The organism is Granulicatella sp. 572.rep1_STHE, from assembly GCF_001073445.1.
GTDB lineage: Bacteria > Bacillota > Bacilli > Lactobacillales > Aerococcaceae > Granulicatella > Granulicatella adiacens.
Genome location: NZ_JVBO01000033.1, coordinates 42812 through 62235 on the forward strand (window position 1 = coordinate 42812; position 19424 = coordinate 62235).

General features: G+C 38.2%; 16 protein-coding genes. 13 read left to right on the forward strand and 3 right to left on the reverse strand.

The window, feature by feature from the left end; genetic code table 11:
* Positions 1 to 433: 433 nt before the first annotated feature.
* Positions 434 to 1492, forward strand: a complete 1059-nt coding sequence (locus ADH99_RS07845; RefSeq protein WP_039848954.1) for a PTS transporter subunit IIC — start codon at positions 434 to 436, stop codon at positions 1490 to 1492.
* 19 nt (positions 1493 to 1511) lie between these two features.
* Complete coding sequence (locus tag ADH99_RS07850) at positions 1512 to 2438, forward strand: 2-dehydropantoate 2-reductase (protein WP_049554871.1); 927 nt, start codon at positions 1512 to 1514, stop codon at positions 2436 to 2438.
* A gap of 247 nt (positions 2439 to 2685) precedes the next feature.
* Here the strand turns inward: ADH99_RS07850 and ADH99_RS07855 are convergent, their stop codons facing one another.
* Genes ADH99_RS07855 through ADH99_RS07865 form a run of 3 tightly spaced genes read right to left on the reverse strand, consistent with a single transcriptional unit; the run spans position 2686 to position 4785 of the window.
* Positions 2686 to 3378: a 5'-methylthioadenosine/adenosylhomocysteine nucleosidase gene (locus tag ADH99_RS07855; RefSeq protein ID WP_049554870.1), complete on the reverse strand. Its 693-nt coding sequence runs from the start codon at positions 3376 to 3378 to the stop codon at positions 2686 to 2688.
* Positions 3379 to 3381: 3 nt separating this feature from the next.
* Positions 3382 to 4260: a MetQ/NlpA family ABC transporter substrate-binding protein gene (locus ADH99_RS07860; RefSeq protein ID WP_049554869.1), complete on the reverse strand. Its 879-nt coding sequence runs from the start codon at positions 4258 to 4260 to the stop codon at positions 3382 to 3384.
* Between the two features lie 51 nt (positions 4261 to 4311).
* Positions 4312 to 4785 carry an S-ribosylhomocysteine lyase gene (locus ADH99_RS07865; protein WP_049554911.1) on the reverse strand — a complete coding sequence of 158 codons (474 nt, stop codon included), beginning with the start codon at positions 4783 to 4785 and terminating at the stop codon, positions 4312 to 4314.
* A gap of 534 nt (positions 4786 to 5319) precedes the next feature.
* Between ADH99_RS07865 and ADH99_RS07870 the strand changes: the two genes are divergently transcribed.
* From ADH99_RS07870 to ADH99_RS07920, 11 genes are all read left to right on the forward strand, one after another.
* Positions 5320 to 6087, forward strand: coding sequence for an ABC transporter ATP-binding protein (locus ADH99_RS07870; protein WP_049554868.1), 768 nt, complete (start codon positions 5320 to 5322; stop codon positions 6085 to 6087).
* Positions 6080 to 8050, forward strand: a complete 1971-nt coding sequence (locus ADH99_RS07875; RefSeq protein ID WP_049554867.1) for an FtsX-like permease family protein — start codon at positions 6080 to 6082, stop codon at positions 8048 to 8050. Before ADH99_RS07870 ends, ADH99_RS07875 begins: the two co-directional genes overlap by 8 nt.
* A gap of 168 nt (positions 8051 to 8218) precedes the next feature.
* On the forward strand, positions 8219 to 8986 hold the full coding sequence (locus ADH99_RS07880; protein ID WP_039848950.1) for an ABC transporter ATP-binding protein: 768 nt from the start codon (positions 8219 to 8221) through the stop codon (positions 8984 to 8986).
* Positions 8979 to 10940 carry an FtsX-like permease family protein gene (locus tag ADH99_RS07885; RefSeq protein WP_049554866.1) on the forward strand — a complete coding sequence of 654 codons (1962 nt, stop codon included), beginning with the start codon at positions 8979 to 8981 and terminating at the stop codon, positions 10938 to 10940. Before ADH99_RS07880 ends, ADH99_RS07885 begins: the two co-directional genes overlap by 8 nt.
* Positions 10941 to 11174: 234 nt before the next feature.
* Positions 11175 to 12251, forward strand: coding sequence for an ABC transporter ATP-binding protein (locus ADH99_RS07890; protein ID WP_049554865.1), 1077 nt, complete (start codon positions 11175 to 11177; stop codon positions 12249 to 12251).
* Positions 12251 to 13126 carry a carbohydrate ABC transporter permease gene (locus tag ADH99_RS07895; RefSeq protein WP_049554864.1) on the forward strand — a complete coding sequence of 292 codons (876 nt, stop codon included), beginning with the start codon at positions 12251 to 12253 and terminating at the stop codon, positions 13124 to 13126. The genes ADH99_RS07890 and ADH99_RS07895 overlap by 1 nt, the downstream gene beginning before the upstream one ends.
* A gap of 1 nt (position 13127) precedes the next feature.
* A complete protein-coding gene (locus tag ADH99_RS07900) occupies positions 13128 to 13946 on the forward strand; it encodes a carbohydrate ABC transporter permease (protein ID WP_049554863.1) in 819 nt (272 codons plus the stop codon).
* The gene (locus tag ADH99_RS07905) at positions 13930 to 15222 is read left to right on the forward strand and encodes an MBL fold metallo-hydrolase (protein ID WP_049554862.1); all 1293 of its coding nucleotides are present in this window, start codon (positions 13930 to 13932) and stop codon (positions 15220 to 15222) included. The genes ADH99_RS07900 and ADH99_RS07905 overlap by 17 nt, the downstream gene beginning before the upstream one ends.
* A gap of 27 nt (positions 15223 to 15249) precedes the next feature.
* Entirely contained in the window at positions 15250 to 16545 is a 1296-nt protein-coding gene (locus ADH99_RS07910) for an extracellular solute-binding protein (protein WP_049554861.1), read from the forward strand.
* Positions 16546 to 17049: 504 nt separating this feature from the next.
* Positions 17050 to 17595: a DUF1697 domain-containing protein gene (locus ADH99_RS07915; protein ID WP_049554860.1), complete on the forward strand. Its 546-nt coding sequence runs from the start codon at positions 17050 to 17052 to the stop codon at positions 17593 to 17595.
* Positions 17596 to 17771: 176 nt separating this feature from the next.
* On the forward strand, positions 17772 to 19328 hold the full coding sequence (locus ADH99_RS07920; RefSeq protein WP_049554859.1) for a bifunctional metallophosphatase/5'-nucleotidase: 1557 nt from the start codon (positions 17772 to 17774) through the stop codon (positions 19326 to 19328).
* Positions 19329 to 19424: the final 96 nt, after the last annotated feature.

Genomic DNA, 19424 nt, shown 5'->3' on the forward strand with positions numbered 1-19424 from the left:
TAATTTCACCAACGTAATGTTCCGAAGTGTAACCCCACCTAATCATTAAGCCGTTAGAAAGTACTCTTTCTATTGAAACTCTTCCCATCATAACGAAGCTTTTATAAGCTTGGCTTGGCATACTTCGCAGAACTAGCATGCTTTTAAGTAAAATAGCAGATGAAAAGCCGTAGGAGATTGGAGTCTATAATGGCAGTAATAGCGAATGTAATTAATGTGAATTACTGACTCTAAAAATTTATTTTGTAGAGTCAGTTTGAAGCTTAATAGGCAATGAGACTATGGCTCATGCCGGTACAGCTATTACAGCCATTATGAAGAACTCCAATCAGCCGAAGGATTTTGTTTTTCTTCATTTTTTACCTAAAAATATCACATTGCACTGTCGGAGGTATGCTATAATAAAGCCAATCTTATGAAAGGTGGAAGCTTTATGGAACAAAAGAAATACAGCGGGAAAGAGTTCACGATGAACGTCCTTAACGCACTTGCATTAGGCGTTGTGGTTACTCTTATCCCTGGAGCACTACTGGGCGAATTAGTGAAGGCACTCCTTCCAGTATTCCCACAAGGCCAATTGATTATCCAAGCAACACAAGTGGCCAATACATTAATGGGGGCAATTATCGGTTTGATGGTCGGTCAATTCTTCAAATTCACTCCAATTCAAACAGGAGCGTTGGCACTAGCAGTCTTATTTGCAGGTGGAGTTGCGAATTTCAATCCTGACGTAAAAGGAATTGTGTTTAGTGGTACAGGAGACATCATTACGATGGGGCTTACTGCAGCGTTAGGAGCGGCAGTCATTTTATGGATTGGCAATAAAGCAAAAGCATACTCTATTATCGTTATTCCAACGGTTTTATTAGTCGTTGTTGGTGGAATAGGTCGTCTTGCGTTACCAACCATCAAAACTTTAACAACCTTACTAGGACAAGGAATTGGAAATCTATTATCATTACAACCCGTTATTATGTGTTTATTATTAGCCGTTATTTTCTGTATGTTAATCGTTTCTCCGTTTACAACAGTAGGGATTGCCGTGGCGATTAGCCTTAGCGGAGTAGGTTCAGGGGCAGCAAACCTTGGAATCTGTGCGGCTGGTTTCGGTCTTGCGATTGCGGGATGGAAAGTGAATCCAAAAGGAACTGCGATTGCGCATTTCATCGGTTCACCAAAAATGTCAATGGCAAATGTTTTAGCAAAACCAAAAATCTTATTACCAATGATGTGTACATCTGCCGTACTTGGTGTGTTAGCCGCTTTATTGAACATCCAAGGAACCCCTCAAAGTGCAGGTTTTGGGTTCAGTGGATTAGTGGGACCCATCAATGCGTTGAACTTAGCAGAGGGCGGATGGAGCGTGATGAATATCGTTATTGTGACGCTTATTTTCGTCGTTGCGCCAATCGCGTTAAACATCGTATTCGTTCATTTATTCGAAAAAGTGTTAAAATGGATTCAACCAGAAGATTACAAATTAACCGTTTAACGAGAAAAGGGGAGTTATAATGAAAATCGCGATTGCAGGAGCAGGAGCAATGGGATGCCGTTTCGGCTACATGTTAACAAAAACAGGACAAGAGGTGACGCTGATCGATGAATGGCCAGCGCATATCGAAGCTATCCAAAAAAATGGGTTGAAAGTCGTTGATGGAGATAACACAGATACCATTGACATTAAAATTGTTCGACCAGAAGAAGCAACAGAAGAAGTAGATGTGGTCATCGCCTTTACGAAATCAATGAAATTAGGCGAAATGCTCGAGAAGATTAAACCAATTATCCACGAAGATACGAAAGTGCTTTGTCTTTTAAATGGTCTAGGACACGAAGACACAATGGCAAAATACGTTCCTCGTAAAAACATTATTATGGGGGTTACGATTTGGACTGCGGGTATAATCGAACCAGGGGTAGCGCGTTTAGGCGGTACTGGTACGGTAGAAATGCAAGCTGCAGACCCAAGTGGTGTAGCAATTGCTAAAGAATTAGTAGAAGTGATGGACAAAGCGGGCTTGAACGCAAGCTACAGCGAAGACGTTCATTTCTCAACATGGCGTAAAGCGTGTGTAAATGGTACGATGAACGCAACATGTGCGATCTTAGACGCAAACATCGGCGAAGTGTTCGATACTTCAACAGCAGAAGCGATTGTAATGCAAATTATTGCTGAATTTGTCGCTGTTGCGGAAAAAGAAGGCGTGCATTTGGATCCAGCTGCGATGAAAGATTATGTGTATACAGCGTCTAATAAAGTTCGCGGACACTATCCTTCAATGCACCAAGATTTAATTCAAAACCACCGCTTTACTGAAGTGGACTTCTTGAACGGCTTTGTGGCTAGAAAAGGGAAGGAATATGGTATTCCAACACCTTACTGTCAATTGATTACAGAGCTTATCCACGCGAAAGAAGATATTTTGAAAGTTAAATAATACAGCAATATAAAAGAACAATTTAAAGAATCAGTTGGTTGTTGAAAGAGTCATAGTGGGGCACCGGCTTGAGCCTCGCCATTCTTTCAATCAACTGATTCTTTTTCATTGTTCTTTTACGTGAATATTGCTTCTAAATATCTCTTTTGCATCGACTAGCAATTAAATAATACAGCACACAAAATAGGAGCAAGGCGATTAGCCTGGCTCCTTTTTGTGTTTAGCGTTTGCGTATATCTAGGAAAATTTATAAGAAGTTTTCAACGAGTATCCGTACTGCTTCGAATGCGTTTTGAGAAGCTTTTTCAAGAGTTTCCTCGAAAGTATCAGGAGCATCTCCACCTACATGATCGCTGATGCCACGGATGTTCAACACAGGGATATCATAGAAACTAGCCACTTGCGCAATCGGTGCTGCTTCCATGTCGCTGGCTGTAATATCCGGCAATTTAGCACGAATATTCTCAACCGCATCAACCGAACTCATAAAGGAGTCGCTTGTAGCAATAAATCCACTATGGACTGAGAAGTTTTGAACTTGTTCGCGAAGAAGCGTGAGTACTTTTTGTTGTAATTTTACATCGACAGGGTAATCAGCTGGCATTTGAGGAACTTGTCCCCATGCATAGTCGAATCCAGTCGCATCCACATCGCTATAGGCAAATTTCGTAGAGACAATCACGTCTGCTAAGCCTAATTCTGGATTAAAGCTTCCTGTAGTTCCCGTGTTAATGATGAGGTCAGGATGGACTTTATCGCATAACCAAGCACTAGCCGCGGCAGCATTCGCTTTTCCAATACCAGATTGAACGAGAATCAGATTCTCATGCACCTCTAGAATACGAATAGGCCCTTTTGAAAAGATGACGTTTCCTGGAGAGAAGTGCTCTTCAAACGGAAAGAGTTCTTCTTTCATGGCAGCAACAATCGCAATCTTCATGAATTATTTCCCCCACACTTCAGAAATAGGTTTACTTACTTCTACCTTAGTTCCTGCGAATTGTTCAGAAATGTATTTTTGGATTTCTGGGTCGTGGTAAAGTTCTACTAATTTTTTGTATTCTTCTTTATCGGCATTCTCCGCCTTTACAACAATCACATTAATACTAGTAATGGTTGATTCATCCGCTTTTTCATAGAATAAAGCATCTTTTAATACATTTAATCCACCTTCAAGTGCGATGGTGTTTCCGATTGCGATTAAATCAGCATCGTCTAAGACACGTACGCTAGTCGTATCATCAATCATTAAGAACTCAAAGTTTTTCTTGTTTTCAACGATATCACTGGTAGTCCCCGTTCCTTCTTTGAAAGAACTAGATAGTTTAATCAGTCCTGCGCTTTCTAATAAACGAAGGGCACGAGTCGCATTATATGGACTATCTGGAATTGCAATTTTTGCACCGTTTGGTAAGTCGTTTAGACTTTTCACCTTCTTAGAGTAAAGCCCCATTGGTTCGATATAAGTCGTACCGATTGGAACGAGTTTGTTGGAATTCGCTTCGTTAAATCCCTGCAAGTACCCAATGGATTGGAATGCGTTGGCATCGACGGTTCCGTCAGCCACACTCTCGTTCAATGGCACGCCACCGTTAATTTCTTGGACTTCAATTTTAAGGCCAGCTTTTTTAGCTTGTTCAGATTCGGCAATATGTCTCCAAATATCCGCATCAGAACCAACCGAAGCAATTTTAACGGTTTTAAGTTCACTCTCTGAGCCTTTTGAAGCTTGAGAGCTTGAAGCAGTGTTATTTCCGCAAGCGCCTAAGACGAATGCAGTAGAGAGAGCGATAAGGGATTTAGCAATCGTTTTTAATTTCATATTGGGGGTTCCTCCAGTCTAGGTGTCTAATGTTTCTTACTGAATGAGTGATTAAATGACTTTTCTCTCGAAAGGATCGATACTAATACCTTGTTTCAATACTTGTTTGGCGTATTCTTTTGCGCCAAATAATGAATGGTCACGGTAGTTTCCACACTGAACGGCGGAGACGCCTTGAATATCTTTGAATTGAATCTTCTCAACGATTTCTTCTAGCGTTGATTTCAATGCGCGAGCAATGTCTTCAGGTGATCGTTCTTCCCATAAAATCAAGTGGAATCCTGTACGGCATCCAAAAGGAGAGATGTCGATAATTCCTTCTAAGCGGTCCCGTAAAAGATCGGCTAATAGGTGCTCAAAGGTATGAACAACACCTGTTGGCATTTCTTGTTTATTCGGTTGTAAGAAACGGATATCAAAATTTGAAATCACATCTCCTTTTCTTCCGTGCTCATTCGCAATTAATCGAACATAAGGAGCGATGACCTTGTTGTGGTCGAGTGTAAAGCTTTCTACTTCAGCCATGTTTATTCCTCCAATCATTGAAACAAAATAAAAAAAGCCCGCACTTCTAGCCAACGCTAAAAGGACGAGTTGAAGTTGTGGTGGCGCCATTACAGTCTTCTTATAGAAGATTACTTCCGTACAACTATACGGTAACTCTGTAACGGGAGAACCCGTATTGTCCTAGCAAATCAGACAATCAGCTCAAAAACCTCGTTAAAAATAGAGTGATATTCGGTTTGCGGTAAGCTCTATTTTTGACTCTCTTTTCACAGCGTTTCAAATAAGTTATATAAAGACTATACTAGAAATAAAGAAGATTGTCAATTTTAAAAACAAACTATACGAAACGTTTTTATGAAATAGTTCGTGAATTGGTAAAATATGCATACTATAAAGATAGTGTTTTTTAAATTCGTTCGTTTTTGCAAGTGGATACACTAATGATTTTGAGCCAAAGAGGGGAAAGTCCATAAAATAATAGTAGAATGTCATGAATTTGTAATTTTTTTACGGTATACTATGGTTAACAAATTCAAAATGAAGGTGACAATAATGACATTATTAGACGTACAGCACGTACAAAAAGTGTATCAAACAAGATTCGGAGCTACTGAAGTAACAGCTTTGAAAGATATAAACTTCTCTGTGGAAGAGGGAGAATATGTAGCCGTCATGGGGGAATCCGGTTCAGGGAAAACAACGCTTTTAAATATTTTAGCGACTCTAGACCGTCCAACAGAAGGGAAAGTCCTCCTAAATGGTGAAGATATTCAAAAAATCTCAGACAAAGTATTAACAGAATTTCGTCGCGATCATCTTGGGTTTGTGTTCCAAGACTTCAACTTATTAGAAACATTATCGGTGTATGACAACATGGTGCTTCCGCTCGTATTGGCTCGTCGACCAATAGAAGAAATGGAAAAGAAAGTGAAACCAATTGCGGAAATGCTTGGGATTGAAGATTTACTAAAAAAATATCCATATGAATTATCAGGAGGTCAACAACAACGTGTAGCCATTGGTCGTGCCATGATTACCGATCCAAGTTTACTACTGGCCGATGAACCAACCGGAGCGCTTGACTCTAAATCAGCTAGCAACACATTAGATTTGTTCGATAAAATCAATGAAAATGGCCAAACAATCTTAATGGTAACGCATAGTACCGTGGCTGCCAGTCGCGCTAAACGAGTGCTCTTTATTAAAGACGGGTTGATTTATAATCAATTGTATCGTGGAGACAGAACGGATCAACAAATGTTTGAATTAATCTCAGAAACGCTCACTGTGATGGCAAACAGAGGTGAGGCACATGTTTAATTTACTTCGTTCGATGGCGATTACGAATTTACGGAAGAACCATTCGTTATACCTACCTTATGCCCTAGCAACGGTATTAGTAACTGTTGTTCTTTATATTACACATGCCTTATCTGCAATGCCGGAGCTTGCAACTTTAAACGGTGGTGCCCAGATGGCTAAAACATTGCAATTCGGGGTTATTATTGTACAAATTGTATCGCTTGTAATCATTTTATATGCGAATGCATTTGTGATGAAAAACCGTTCGAAAGAGTTCGGTCTATACGGAATCTTGGGTCTGGACCGAAAAAATATTCAATTACTCAGTCTTATTGAATTAGTCATCTTTGCTTTTGTCAGTGTTACGATAGGGATTATTCTTGGAATGATTTTCCACCGTATATCCTTTGCCTTATTATTGGGGTTGATTCAATATTCCATCGGGATTGAATATTCGTTACAAATCGGAAGTGTCTTCTATGTATATTTTACTTTAGCGATTATTTTCGCTCTTGTGTTCTTTATTAATGCGACAAGATTATATATGAGTCGTCCGCTGGAACTCTTGAAGGAAAAGAAAAAAGGGGAAAAACAAGGTCGTTTTGTTGCCTTCCGTGCCATTGTGGGTCTTGTGATGTTAGGAACTGCTTATACGATGTCTCAAGCCATTGAGTCCCCTGTTAAAGCACTTCTTTATTTCTTCTTAGCAGTTCTTTTAGTAGTCATTGCCACCTACATTTTATTTGATGCGGGTTCAATTGCATTGCTAGCTCTACTGCAAAAAAATAAAAAGTTGTTTTACAAACCAACAAACTTTATCTCGATTTCAAACTTAAAGTTCCGTATGCGTAAAAATGCTGCAGGTCTTGCAAGTGTGTGTGTACTATCAACTATGGTTTTAGTGACATTAGCGACGACGGTGGCTTTACAAAAAGGAACGACTGAAAAACTAGATCAAAACTATCCAACAGCCTATTCTGCAATTGGATATATTATCAACCAATCAGAAGTAAACAAATACCCAGAAATCGTTCAGCAAATCAAGGCGCAATCAAAAGGGAAACTTTCTAATGAAAGAAGTTATTTAAGTGTACTTCGTTTTGGTTCTCGCACAGAGAAAGGGTTTGATTTGACAGGGGTTCACTCTGGAGACAGCCCAGCTGCAATGTTGACCATTATTTCGGTCGACGAGTATAATCGCCTATTTGGAACGAAGTATTCGGTAGGGGATAAAGAAATCATCCTAGGTCTTGTCAAAGGGAATGTCACAAAAGTGGATGAGGTTAAGACATGGTCTGTTGTATTCAATGCGACTTTGAAAGTCAAAGAAATGATTGATGCCTCAGCGTATAAAAAAGTAATGCCACAGCTTCCGTATGTGTCTGATAATATTTATGTAGCAATCGTCCAAGATCCGATGAAGTTTATGGAACCTTCTGTCGGAAAGGCTATGTATTACTCGTTGTGGGATACAACAACGGAATTTTCACAAAGAGATGCAGAATTCCAAGCGTACCAAAAGGTAGCAAATCAGTATAAAAATGGCAATTTGCTCTTAGCTAGTAAGAATGAAGCGGCTAAGGAATTATATAGCTTTATGGGAAGTTTGCTCTTTGTGGGGGCTCTTCTATCTATTGCTTTCTTTATTGGAGCAGCGCTTGTCATTTACTACAAACAAATTTCTGAAGGATACGAAGATAGAGATCGATTTGTCATCTTGCAAAAATTGGGAATTGATCAAAAGACGATTAAAAAATCGATTAACCGACAAGTACTCATCGTCTTCTTCTTACCATTAGTCATGGCGTTCATCCATACAGCGTTCGCCTTTAAGATGTACCGTAAGATTATCGAACTCTTCGGCGTTGACGGTAGTGTTACCTTAAATGCAACAATGGTGATTGGAGCTATTTTCGTGGTGGTTTATCTCGTTGTTTATCAAATCACTTCAAGAAGTTACTTCAGAATTATCAAACGGTAATTGTCTAAGAATATTCAAAGAGGTTTCCGAAGGGAGCCTCTTTTTTGATGAAATTTTTAAAGTGACAAAAATGTAAGAAACGAATAAAAAATGATAGGATGGTGTCATGAATTCACTTTTTATTTCGGTTATACTGTGTTCAACAAATTAAAACAAAGGGTGAAAACAATGACATTATTAGACGTACAACATGTACAAAAAGTATATCAAACAAGATTCGGAGCTGCGGAAGTAACCGCCCTAAAAGACATTAATTTCTCAATTGAAGAAGGCGAATATGTAGCTGTAATGGGGGAATCTGGTTCAGGGAAAACAACGCTATTAAATATTTTAGCGACTCTAGACCGTCCAACAGGCGGAAGCGTTCTATTAAATGGGGAAGACATCCAAAAGATCTCTTCAAAAGTACTAACAGAATTCAGACGTGACCATTTAGGGTTCGTGTTCCAAGATTTCAACTTATTAGAAACATTATCAGTATATGACAATATCGTATTGCCACTCGTCTTAGCAAGACGTCCGATTGCAGAGATGGAACAAAAAGTAAAGCCGATTGCTGAAATGCTAGGAATTTCAGACTTATTGAAAAAATATCCTTATGAATTATCAGGAGGGCAACAACAACGTGTGGCAATCGGTCGTGCAATGATTACAGATCCAAGTTTACTACTAGCCGATGAACCAACCGGAGCGCTGGACTCAAAATCAGCTAGCAACACATTAGATTTGTTCGATAAAATCAATGAAAATGGTCAAACAATCTTAATGGTAACACATAGTACGGTTGCGGCAAGTCGCGCTAAACGAGTGCTCTTTATTAAAGACGGATTAATTTATAACCAATTGTATCGTGGAGAAAGAAGCGACCAACAAATGTTTGAATTAATCTCTGAAACGTTAACCGTGATGGCGAACAGAGGTGAGGCACATGTTTAAACTACTAAGTTCATTAGCCGTGACTAATTTGAAAAAGAATCATTCGCTGTATTTACCATTTGGACTCGCAACAGTCATGGTCACGATGATTTCTTATATCGTTCACGCTTTATCTTCAATGCCAGAACTTTCCACTTTAAGAGGGGGTTCTTCTATCGCTCTTTCTTTAGGCTTGGGAGTGATTGTGATTCAAGTTGTGGCGCTATTAATCGTGCTTTATGCCAATAGTTTTGTAATGAAAAACCGTTCGAAAGAATTTGGACTGTATGGAATTTTAGGCTTAGACCGTAAAAATGTACAAATTCTTAGCTTTATGGAGTTGTTCTTATTTGCACTCGCTAGTGTAACGGCTGGGATTGCATTAGGAATGGTTTTCCACCGTTTCGCTTTTGCGGTTCTCTTAAAATTGATTCAATATCCGATTGGACTAGAGTATCACTTACAAATCGGTAGTGTCTTCTTTGTATATATTTTCATGGGTGTTATCTTCTTGATTGTGTTCTTCTTGAATGCTACGAAAATTTATACAAGTCGTCCATTAGAATTACTAAAAACAAAGAAATATGGTGAAACAAAAGGTCGTTTCATGAAGACGCGAGCAATCATTGGGTTTGTGATTTTAGGGCTAGCCTATTATATGTCACAAACGATTGAAAGTCCGATGGCAGCCATCATGATGTTCTTTGTTGCGGTTATTATGGTTGTTATTGCGACCTATATTCTGTTTGATGCAGGTTCTATTGCCATTTTAAGTGCATTGCAAAAAAACAAAAAACTGTTCTATCAACCAACAAACTTTATTTCAATCTCTAATTTAAAATTCCGTATGCGTAAAAACGCTGCTGGATTGGCTAGTGTGTGTATTCTATCTACCATGGTATTAGTAACACTAGGAACGACGGTGTCTTTACAAGTAGGAGCTTTTAAAACACTTAATGAATCTTATCCTACGGAATATTCGGTTTCTTCATTCCTGACTTCTAAAGAGGAAGAAGCAGAAGCAAGTAAAGCGATGAAAGATATTCAAGCTAAATCTTTATCAACTGTTAAGAATGAAATTTCATTTGGACAATCCGTTCGTTTTGGTCTTCAAAAAGGGGATTCTGTTGAGATTATGAATTCTTTCTCTGGGGCAGAGAATGTGGTAGCTCTGACGGTGATGTCTCAAGAGGATTATAACCGCATTTTTGGAACGAATCTTTCCTTGAAAGAAAATGAAATGGTAGTGGGCCATACAAAAGGAGACGGCAAAGAGTTTTCAACACTGACTACTGCCAAAAAAAACTATAAGGTTGTTGGTGATTTAAACGATGATAAGTATAAGACGACCTTGCCTCAACTATCAGCCTTAGTGGATAATATTTATATGGTGGTTGTGAAAGACGTATATGACTTTATCAATCCAGGAAATCATGAGAGAGTGCAGTACTATTCACTATGGAACACAGATACAAAAGAAGAAAGTTTAAAAGAAGAATTTGATGCTTATCAAAATATAGATGTAGATCAATATAGTGTCCCTATAGCCATGTCTAGTAAAACAGAAGCTGCGAAAGAAATATATGGATTTATGGGAAGTCTTCTCTTCATTGGGGCCTTACTTTCAGTTTCCTTCTTTGTGGGTGCGGTATTAGTGATTTACTACAAACAAATCTCTGAAGGATATGAGGATCGAGATCGTTTTGTCATCTTACAAAAAATGGGAATTGATCATAAAACGGTTAAACAATCTATCAATCGCCAAGTATTAATTGTCTTCTTCATGCCTCTATTAACGGCATTCATGCATACAGCTTTTGCGTTTAAAATGTATACGAAGATTGCACAATTATTTGGAGTAAATACTCAAATCACATTGATTGCATCGATTGTCATTGGGATTATTTTCTTAATTGTTTACTTTATTGTCTACAAAGTAACCTCTAGAAGTTACTTTAAGATTGTAAAACGTTAAAAAAACGTTCACAAAGAGCAGACTGTTTTGAATAAGAAACCTATTTTGGATGGCTTCTTTCACATTAAAAAAAACACAAAAGGACAAGAGGTTTCTTGTCCTTTTTATGTGCTCAAAAATAGGATAACTGTCTACAATAAAAAGCTTTCAAAAAAAACAAGATTTCGGTTTTCAGAAACTAAAAAACATGGTAGAATAGAATGTATTGAAGTAAATAAAACTGGAGGATTAGTCATGATCGATGTTATTGACTTAAACAAAGTATTCGATAACGGCTTTGAAGCATTGAAGTCAGTAAATTTCTCAATTGAACAAGGAGATTTAGTATGTTTACTAGGTCCTAGTGGATGCGGGAAATCAACAATTTTAAATTTAATCGCGGGATTATTATCACCTACTGGGGGAGACATCCAATTTAAAGGAGCGTCAGTTGTTAAGACAGAACCAAAAGACCGTAATATTGGATTTGTATTCCAAAACTATGCGTTATATCCGCATATGACAGTGTTAGAGAACATCATGTTCCCACTAACGGTTGGTAAAAATAAAATTTCTAAAGAAGAAGCTCAAAAAATTGCAGAAGAATATATGCAATTAACGAACATTGAAGAGTTGGCAGGTAAAAAACCTGGTACTTTATCAGGGGGACAACAACAACGTGTGGCCATCACTCGTGCGCTTGTTCAAAAACCTGAAGTGCTCTTACTAGATGAGCCATTAAGTAACTTGGATGCTCGTTTACGTTTGAAAATCCGTGAAGAAATTCGTCGTCTTGTAAAAGAAGTAGGAATTACAACAATCTTCGTAACGCACGACCAAGAAGAAGCTTTATCTATCTCAGATAAAATTATTCTTTTAAACGAAGGGTACATTCAACAACATGATGACCCACAAAACTTATACCTAGAACCAAGTAACTTATTCGTTGCGAAATTCATCGGTAACCCAATCATTAATATTACAGAAGTGGAAATTAAAGACGGTGTGATTACTCACCCATCATTCAACTTACCAACTTCTGAATTATCTCAAGACCGCAAACGTCAAGAATTAGCAGATGGACATTACTATTTAGGAATGCGTCCAGAAGACGTAGTTCCAGCTGCTGAAGGAGAAGGTTTATTCTCTACAACAATCAGTGGAGTTGAGTTAATCGGACGTGAACGTATTCTTCACTTCCCATTAGGCGAACAATACTTGAAATCAATCGTAAGTGTGGAACATAAGATTGAAGAAGGAGACACACTTGCATTTAACATTTTAAAACACAAAATCTTCTTATTTGATAAAGATGGAGCGCGTGTTTACTAATGAGAAAATATAATCCAGAAAACCAACCTAAAGCTTGGTTCTTCCTTCTCCCATCTTTAGGAGTGATTCTCTTATTTAATATTTATCCATTACTTCGTTCGTTCTGGATGAGTTTCCAAAAGGGTTCACTATTAAAATTACAATATACAGGCTTGGACAATTACCAAAAAGTAATCTCAGACCCAGTTTTCCATAAAGCGCTTATGAACACTGCATTATATGCGTTCGCGGTTGTACCCGTTGCGCTACTTATTTCAGTGGTCGTTGCGTGGATTATTTTTGAGAAGATTAAACATAAGAGTTTCTTTGAAACTATCTTCTTCATGCCATATGTTACAAGTACAATCGCTATCGGGATTGTATTCCGTTACTTCTTCAATGGAGACTACGGGATTATCAATTTCTTCTTAGGCTTGATTGGTATTCCAGCTGTTAACTGGCTGGATAATGTAAATATGAGCATGCCAACATTAATTATTTTTGGGGTATGGACAAGTTTAGCGTTCAATATCATTATTTTGTTAGCAGGGTTAAGAAACATCGATTCAGAGCATTTCAAAATTGCAAAAATGTTTGGTGCAACAGATCGTGAAATTTTCTGGCGTATTACTTTCCCTCAATTAGTACCAACGATTGCCTTCTTATCAACAGTAAACTTAATTGGTGCATTCAAAGTGTATACTCAAGTTTATGCGTTGTTCGGAGGAAGTGCTGGTACAGCCAACTCAGCAACAACTGCTGTGTACTATATTTACGATAAATTCCATGTGGCAGGAAGACCAGGGGTTGCCATGGCAGCAACTGTAATCTTATTTGCAATCATTCTTTTTGCAACATTCCTCCAAAACAAATTCCTAAGAAAGGCGGAGGGATAAGATGAAAAAAGTATTTAATGGATTTTCGGTTGCGCTATTAATTTTCTTAGCGTTAATTACAGTATTCCCATTTATTTATATGATTATGACTGGGTTAATGACGTATGCAGAAGCAACAAGCATTCCGCCATCATTTATTCCTAGTTCATTCCAATTTAGTAACTACCTAGAAGTATTTAGCCGTGCGCCGTTCTTACGTTACTTTGGAAACACATTATTCGTGTCTCTATTTACAACAGTAGCTACGGTCATTACTTCGTTACTAGCAGCCTTTGCTGTAACAAGCTTACAGTTCAAAGGTAAAAACATTGTAATGATGATTTTAGTTTCTCTATTAATGGTTCCTTACGAATCAATCATCTTTACAAACTACCAAACAATCGCTCAATTAGGGTTATTAAACACTTATATTGCATTAATCATTCCGTTCTTAACAAGTATCTTCTATATTTACTACTTGAACGGTTACTTAAAAGGAATCCCAAGTACATTTTACAAGGCTGCTAAAATTGACGGTGCAAGTGATTTAGAATATATCCGTCGCATTTTAGTGCCAATGTGTAAACCAGCATTGGTAACAGTAGGGATTTTAACATTTATCCAAAGCTGGAATTCATTCCTATGGCCATTATTGGTTACAAATACGAAAGAATTCCGTCTATTGAACAATGGTCTTTCTGCCTTCACAACTGAAGCCGGAAGTGACGTTCATTTGCAAATGGCCGCTGCTACTTTAACGGTTATCCCAATTCTGTTAATTTACTTCGTATTCAGAAAAGAAATTATTAGAGGGGTAGCGAAGAATGGTATCAAAGGATAAAACAACGATTACCTTTCATAGCGGAATTTTAACCATTGGTGGGACTGTCATTGAAGTTGCTTATAAAGATAGTCATATCTTTTTCGACTTTGGAACAGAATTCCTCCCAAAATTAGAATTGACCGATGAATCGGTACAAACGCTCGTAAATCATAGAGTCATTCCACATTTAAAAAATGTTTATGATGCAAGAATTCCTTACAAATATGAAGGGGATGAAGATAAAGACTATGCCAATACGGCCGTCTTTATCTCACATGCGCATCTAGACCATACGAGAATGTTGAACTATTTAGACCCAAATATTCCTTTATATACATTGAAGGAAACAAAAATGATTGTGAACTCGCTCAATCGAAATGGAGTATTTTTGCTTCCATCACCATTTGAAGACGAGACATTTACAAGAGACATGATTGGCTTAGATGCTGGTGATGTGATTAAAGTGGGAGAAATCGAAGTAGAAATCGTTCGTGTCGATCACGATGCATACGGGGCTGCTGCTTTAATCATCAAAACACCAGGCCATCATATTACGTATACAGGTGATTTAAGACTTCACGGTCATAATGCCGAAGATACAATTGAGTTCTGTAAAAAAGCAAAACATACGGACATTTTAATGATGGAAGGTGTCTCTATCAGTTTTGGTGACCGTCCAGTAGAAGTGGAGGTTTTCAAACCAGAGACAGAAGAAGATGTGATTCGTCAAATTGCTTTTCTAGAGAAAGAAAATCCACATCGACAAATTACCTTTAATGGATATCCGGCAAATGTTCGTCGTTTTGAAAAAATCGTCGAGGGAACAAGCCGTACTGTTGTTCTTGAAGCAACAATGGCAGCACTTCTTAAAGAAGTCTTCCAAAAAGAAGCTCATTACTACTATCGTGAAGGGGAGCCTCGACTAGAAGAACTAGATCCAGCATTAGAAATTCCATACGAAACTTTATTAGAGGATACTTCGAAGTACCTATGGCAAGCAGTCGACCACTTCGAACGCTTGCAAGAGGGAAGCTTATACGTCCATAGTGATGCACAGCCTCTAGGAGACTTTGATCCAAACTATCAACCGTTTCTGGACTTATTGGCGGAAAAAAACATTGAGTTTGTTCGCCTTGCTTGCTCAGGTCACGCAAAACCGGAAGATTTAGACCGAATTATTGCGATGATTGAGCCTAAGTGTTTGATTCCAATCCATACGTTAAAACCAGAACTTCTGGAAAATCCGTATGGCAAAAGAATATTGCCGTATCGCGGCGAAAAAATTGTGTTGTAAAAACTATATAACAAAAGGAGAAGAAAAATGAAATTCAAATCTTTAGTAAAAGCGACACTAGCAACAGCATCAGTTGTAGCGTTAACAGCATGTGGAGCTAACTCATCAAACGGCTCACAACAAGCTGAAACTAAAAAAGATATCGTAACAGAGGTTAAATCAGAAACAACAATCACTTTCTGGCATGCCATGAACGGTCAGCTTGAAAAAGCTCTTCAAAAATTAACAGAAGACTTCATGAAAGCTAACCCAAATATTAAAGTAGAGTTACAAAACCAATCTACTTATAAAGATTTACAAGCTAAAATCAACTCAACTTTAACTTCACCAAAAGATTTACCAACAATCACTCAAGCATATCCTAACTGGTTATTCAATGCTGCGAGTCAAGATTCGTTAGTAGATTTCAAACCATATCTTGAAAACGAAACAATCGGATTCAAGAAAGGTGAAGAAATTCGTTCAGACTTAATGGAAGGTGCTCGAATCAACGGAGTACAATACGGTATCCCATTCAACAAATCTACAGAAGTATTATTCTACAATGCAGATTTATTAAAAGAATACGGTGTTAAAGTTCCAACTACTTTAGATGAATTAAAAGAAGCCGCTAAAACAATTTACGAAAAATCAAACCACGAAGTTGTGGGTGCTGGTTTCGACTCATTAAATAACTACTATGCAATTGGTATGAAGAACAAAGGCGTTGACTTCACTAAAGAATTAGACTTCACAAGTGATGCTTCAAAAGAAGTTGTTAAATACTATGCAGACGGAATTCGTGACGGATACTTCCGTACAGCTGGTTCAGATAAATACTTATCAGGACCATTCCAAAACAAAAAAGTAGCAATGTATGTTGGTTCAACAGCTGGTGAATCATTTGTAGCTAAAGGTGCTAAAGAAGCTGGATACGAATACGGCGTAGCTCCACGTCCTGATAAATTCAACCTACAACAAGGTACTGACATTTACATGTTCGAAGGTTCTACTACTGAAGAACAACGTACAGCAGCATTCTTATACTTGAAATTCTTATCTTCAGCTGAATCTCAATTATACTGGGCACAAAAAACAGGTTACATGCCAACAGTTGCTTCAGTGTTAGAAAAAGATGAATACAAGAAATCAGGTTCTAAAGTTCCTGCAATCTTAGCAGATGCTACTAAGAACTTATTCTCAATTCCTGTAGTTGAAAACTCAGATCCTGCATATGCTGAAGTTCGTACGATTTTAGAAAAAATCTTTGCAACTCAAAACGGCAATGTAGATCAATTAATTCAAGATTCTAAAGCGCAATTTGATGCTGCGTGGAATCAATAATCACTTATAAAGTTCATTCACAACACAATCACAATGAAAGCCTGGGGAATTTTCCTCAGGCTTTTTGTGTGGTAATAATTGGTGCGGGGGCGTATTGGCCCCTTTCGGGGGAGGCTTTTAGGTGTATGAAGTGCGCTGCTAATTGCTTTAGAACCAAGCGGTTTTCAATGTTGAAAGAGGATTAGTGAGCCACCGACTCGAGTCTATGGTCTCTCGTCTTTGAAGCCTCAAAGAGACACTAACGAATGAATTCGTAAGTGTCTCTAATTCGCATTCAATGGATGTTCTCACTAATCTTTCAACAAAACCGCTGTTTCTATCGCAATGGACGTTTTTGGTATACACCTAAAAGCCTCCTGAGGGGAATTCCACACAACAAAGCTGAGGAAAGTTGTGTGGCGTTCTTGAGATTGTGCTTCTCGTTCACGACGAACCGGTGCTGGGTGGGATGAGTGTCTTTTATGGAGAGTATGTTATAATGGGCCGATAGGAGAGGTGATTTGAATGCGGTATGTGCTTTTATTAAGAGGTATCAATGTCGGTGGGAAAAATAAAGTAGTAATGAGCGAGCTGAAGGAACTATTAAAGAGTGAAGGCTTCAGTGAGGTGGATTCGTACATTAATAGTGGGAATTTATTTTTTACAAGTAGAGAGAGTGTGGAGAAAATCGTTTCGAAAGTTGAAAAATTATTAGAAGAGAATTATGACTTCTCGATTCCTTTTGCGTTACTTTCAAAAGAAACTTATTTAGAAGAAATTGCAAATCTTCCAGAGTGGTGGAACGAAGACTTTGCTAGAAAAGATATTTTGTTTTATTCTCAGGGGACCAATTCGGATGAGGTCGTTGAATTTGCAAAAAACTCTGAGCTTTATAATGAAAAAGTGTATATCGGAAAGAATGCAGTCTTTTGGGCTAAGATGGATGAAGGGGAGTTTTTGAAGACGACTTATCATAAGAAGTTGTTGAAACAACCTTTTTATAAGACGATCACAATTCGAAACGGTAAGACGTTTGATAAAATTGCAGAACTACTGCAAAAAGAACAGTAATATTTATAGAAGTAAAATAGTTTGAAAACAGTAAGTCGATGATTTTACTGTTTTTTTATTTAAAATGAAAGAGAAATCAGTGTGTAAGCCAGATATGAAGTAGAAAGAAGTGCCTTTATGACAGGGCTTTTTTATGGTACAATAATCTGTGAATTTGTAGAAAGTAGAGGCGCATTATGGAAATAAAAATTATTGAAACAAGTGATATGCATGGGTATGTATTACCTACGAATTATACTGAAAGAAACTTGGATTTAGGGTTCAGTACCGCAAAGGCTGCGACGGTCATTCAACGATTAAAACAAGAAGCCAAAGGACCAGTAATCCAAATTGAAAATGGAGACTTTATTCAAGGGTCACCATTAAGCTACTATGTACGTAAAAATGATGCAAAGGTAGCTGCAGATTTAACTAAAGTATTAAATTACTTAGGTTATGATTTAGGAATTCTAGGGAACCACGAGTTTAACTATGGGTTAGATTACTTAAGAGAAGCGATTGCGTCTTATAACCACCCAATTCTTTGCGCGAACATTTTAACAAAAGACGGTAAGCCTGCCTTTGGGGAGCCATACAAGGTGTTTGAAAAAGAAGGTGTAAAAGTCGCTGTTCTAGGGATTACAACGCCCTATATTCCAAATTGGGAACAACCTGCAACGGTGAAAGATTTAGTATTCGTGAGTGCGTTAGAAACTGCGAAGAAATATGTTCCAGAAATGCGTAAAGTGGCGGACGTTGTTGTGGTAACTTACCACGGAGGGTTTGAATGCGACCTTTCATGTGGGGATCCAACAGAACTATTAACGGGAGAAAACGAAGGGTATGCGATTGCAACTCAAGTAGAAGGAATTGATGCCTTAGTGACAGGACATCAACACCGTGTGATTGCACAAAAAGTGAATGGGATTCCAGTGATTCAACCGGGATACCGCGGAGCATATGTGGGTGAAATCAGCCTAGAAGTAGAAAAAGTAGACGGGAAGTATACTGTTGTTTCAAGCGAAGCAAAACTTCACCCAACTGAAGAAGTTCCAGCAGATCCTAAAGTTGTAGAAATGTTTAGCGACTTACAAGCAGAAGTGGAAGATTGGCTAGACACAACTGTTGGAACAGTAGTCGGGGATATGACGATTAAAGATCCTCATGAAGCGCGTTTAAAAGAACATCCATATGTTGAGTTCATTAACAAAGTTCAAATGGATGCCAGTGGTGCGGATATTTCTGGAACCGCGTTATTTAATAACGATGGACGTGGGTTTAATCCTGAAATTCGCATGCGTGACGTGATTACAAATTACATTTATCCAAATACATTAGCGGTTCTAAAAGTGAGTGGGGCGGACTTGAAAGCGGCTCTTGAACGTGTAGCCACTTATTTCATTGTTGAAAATGGAAAAGCAGTCTTCAATCCTAAATATGTGGAGCCAAAACCTCAATTCTACAACTATGATATGTATGAAGGAATCGAGTACACATTAGACTTTACAAGACCATTTGGAGACCGTGTCACACGTTTAGACTATCATGGAAAACCAGTTCAACCGACTGATGAATTAGAAGTGGTGGCAAATCAATATCGTGCAGTTGGTGGCGGAAACTATAGTATGTTTAAGCCGGAGAAAATTGTGCGTGAGGTGCAGATTGACATGACGGAGCTCATTGCGGAATACTTGCGCAAACATCCAGTCATCGAAGCAACAGTCAACAACAACTTTAAGACTGTGGTGAAATAATATAGACACTTCAAACTCCTCAGAGTTTGTTATAGAAAGCATTATAGGATACCGGTTTGAGCCTTTCGTCTCAAACCTACCAAGCTTCAAACAGTC

What these genes read in the sequence shown, in the direction of transcription:
- ADH99_RS07895 (WP_049554864.1), top strand. Translation starts at nt 12,251, where the DNA reads ATGAGAAAATATAATCCAGAAAACCAACCTAAAGCTTGGTTCTTCCTT.
- ADH99_RS07875 (WP_049554867.1), top strand. Translation starts at nt 6,080, where the DNA reads ATGTTTAATTTACTTCGTTCGATGGCGATTACGAATTTACGGAAGAAC.
- ADH99_RS07860 (WP_049554869.1), bottom strand. Translation starts at nt 4,260, where the DNA reads ATGAAATTAAAAACGATTGCTAAATCCCTTATCGCTCTCTCTACTGCA.
- ADH99_RS07920 (WP_049554859.1), top strand. Translation starts at nt 17,772, where the DNA reads ATGGAAATAAAAATTATTGAAACAAGTGATATGCATGGGTATGTATTA.
- ADH99_RS07915 (WP_049554860.1), top strand. Translation starts at nt 17,050, where the DNA reads ATGCGGTATGTGCTTTTATTAAGAGGTATCAATGTCGGTGGGAAAAAT.
- ADH99_RS07885 (WP_049554866.1), top strand. Translation starts at nt 8,979, where the DNA reads ATGTTTAAACTACTAAGTTCATTAGCCGTGACTAATTTGAAAAAGAAT.
- ADH99_RS07850 (WP_049554871.1), top strand. Translation starts at nt 1,512, where the DNA reads ATGAAAATCGCGATTGCAGGAGCAGGAGCAATGGGATGCCGTTTCGGC.
- ADH99_RS07865 (WP_049554911.1), bottom strand. Translation starts at nt 4,785, where the DNA reads ATGGCTGAAGTAGAAAGCTTTACACTCGACCACAACAAGGTCATCGCT.
- ADH99_RS07905 (WP_049554862.1), top strand. Translation starts at nt 13,930, where the DNA reads ATGGTATCAAAGGATAAAACAACGATTACCTTTCATAGCGGAATTTTA.
- ADH99_RS07880 (WP_039848950.1), top strand. Translation starts at nt 8,219, where the DNA reads ATGACATTATTAGACGTACAACATGTACAAAAAGTATATCAAACAAGA.
- ADH99_RS07900 (WP_049554863.1), top strand. Translation starts at nt 13,128, where the DNA reads ATGAAAAAAGTATTTAATGGATTTTCGGTTGCGCTATTAATTTTCTTA.
- ADH99_RS07910 (WP_049554861.1), top strand. Translation starts at nt 15,250, where the DNA reads ATGAAATTCAAATCTTTAGTAAAAGCGACACTAGCAACAGCATCAGTT.
- ADH99_RS07855 (WP_049554870.1), bottom strand. Translation starts at nt 3,378, where the DNA reads ATGAAGATTGCGATTGTTGCTGCCATGAAAGAAGAACTCTTTCCGTTT.
- ADH99_RS07870 (WP_049554868.1), top strand. Translation starts at nt 5,320, where the DNA reads ATGACATTATTAGACGTACAGCACGTACAAAAAGTGTATCAAACAAGA.
- ADH99_RS07845 (WP_039848954.1), top strand. Translation starts at nt 434, where the DNA reads ATGGAACAAAAGAAATACAGCGGGAAAGAGTTCACGATGAACGTCCTT.
- ADH99_RS07890 (WP_049554865.1), top strand. Translation starts at nt 11,175, where the DNA reads ATGATCGATGTTATTGACTTAAACAAAGTATTCGATAACGGCTTTGAA.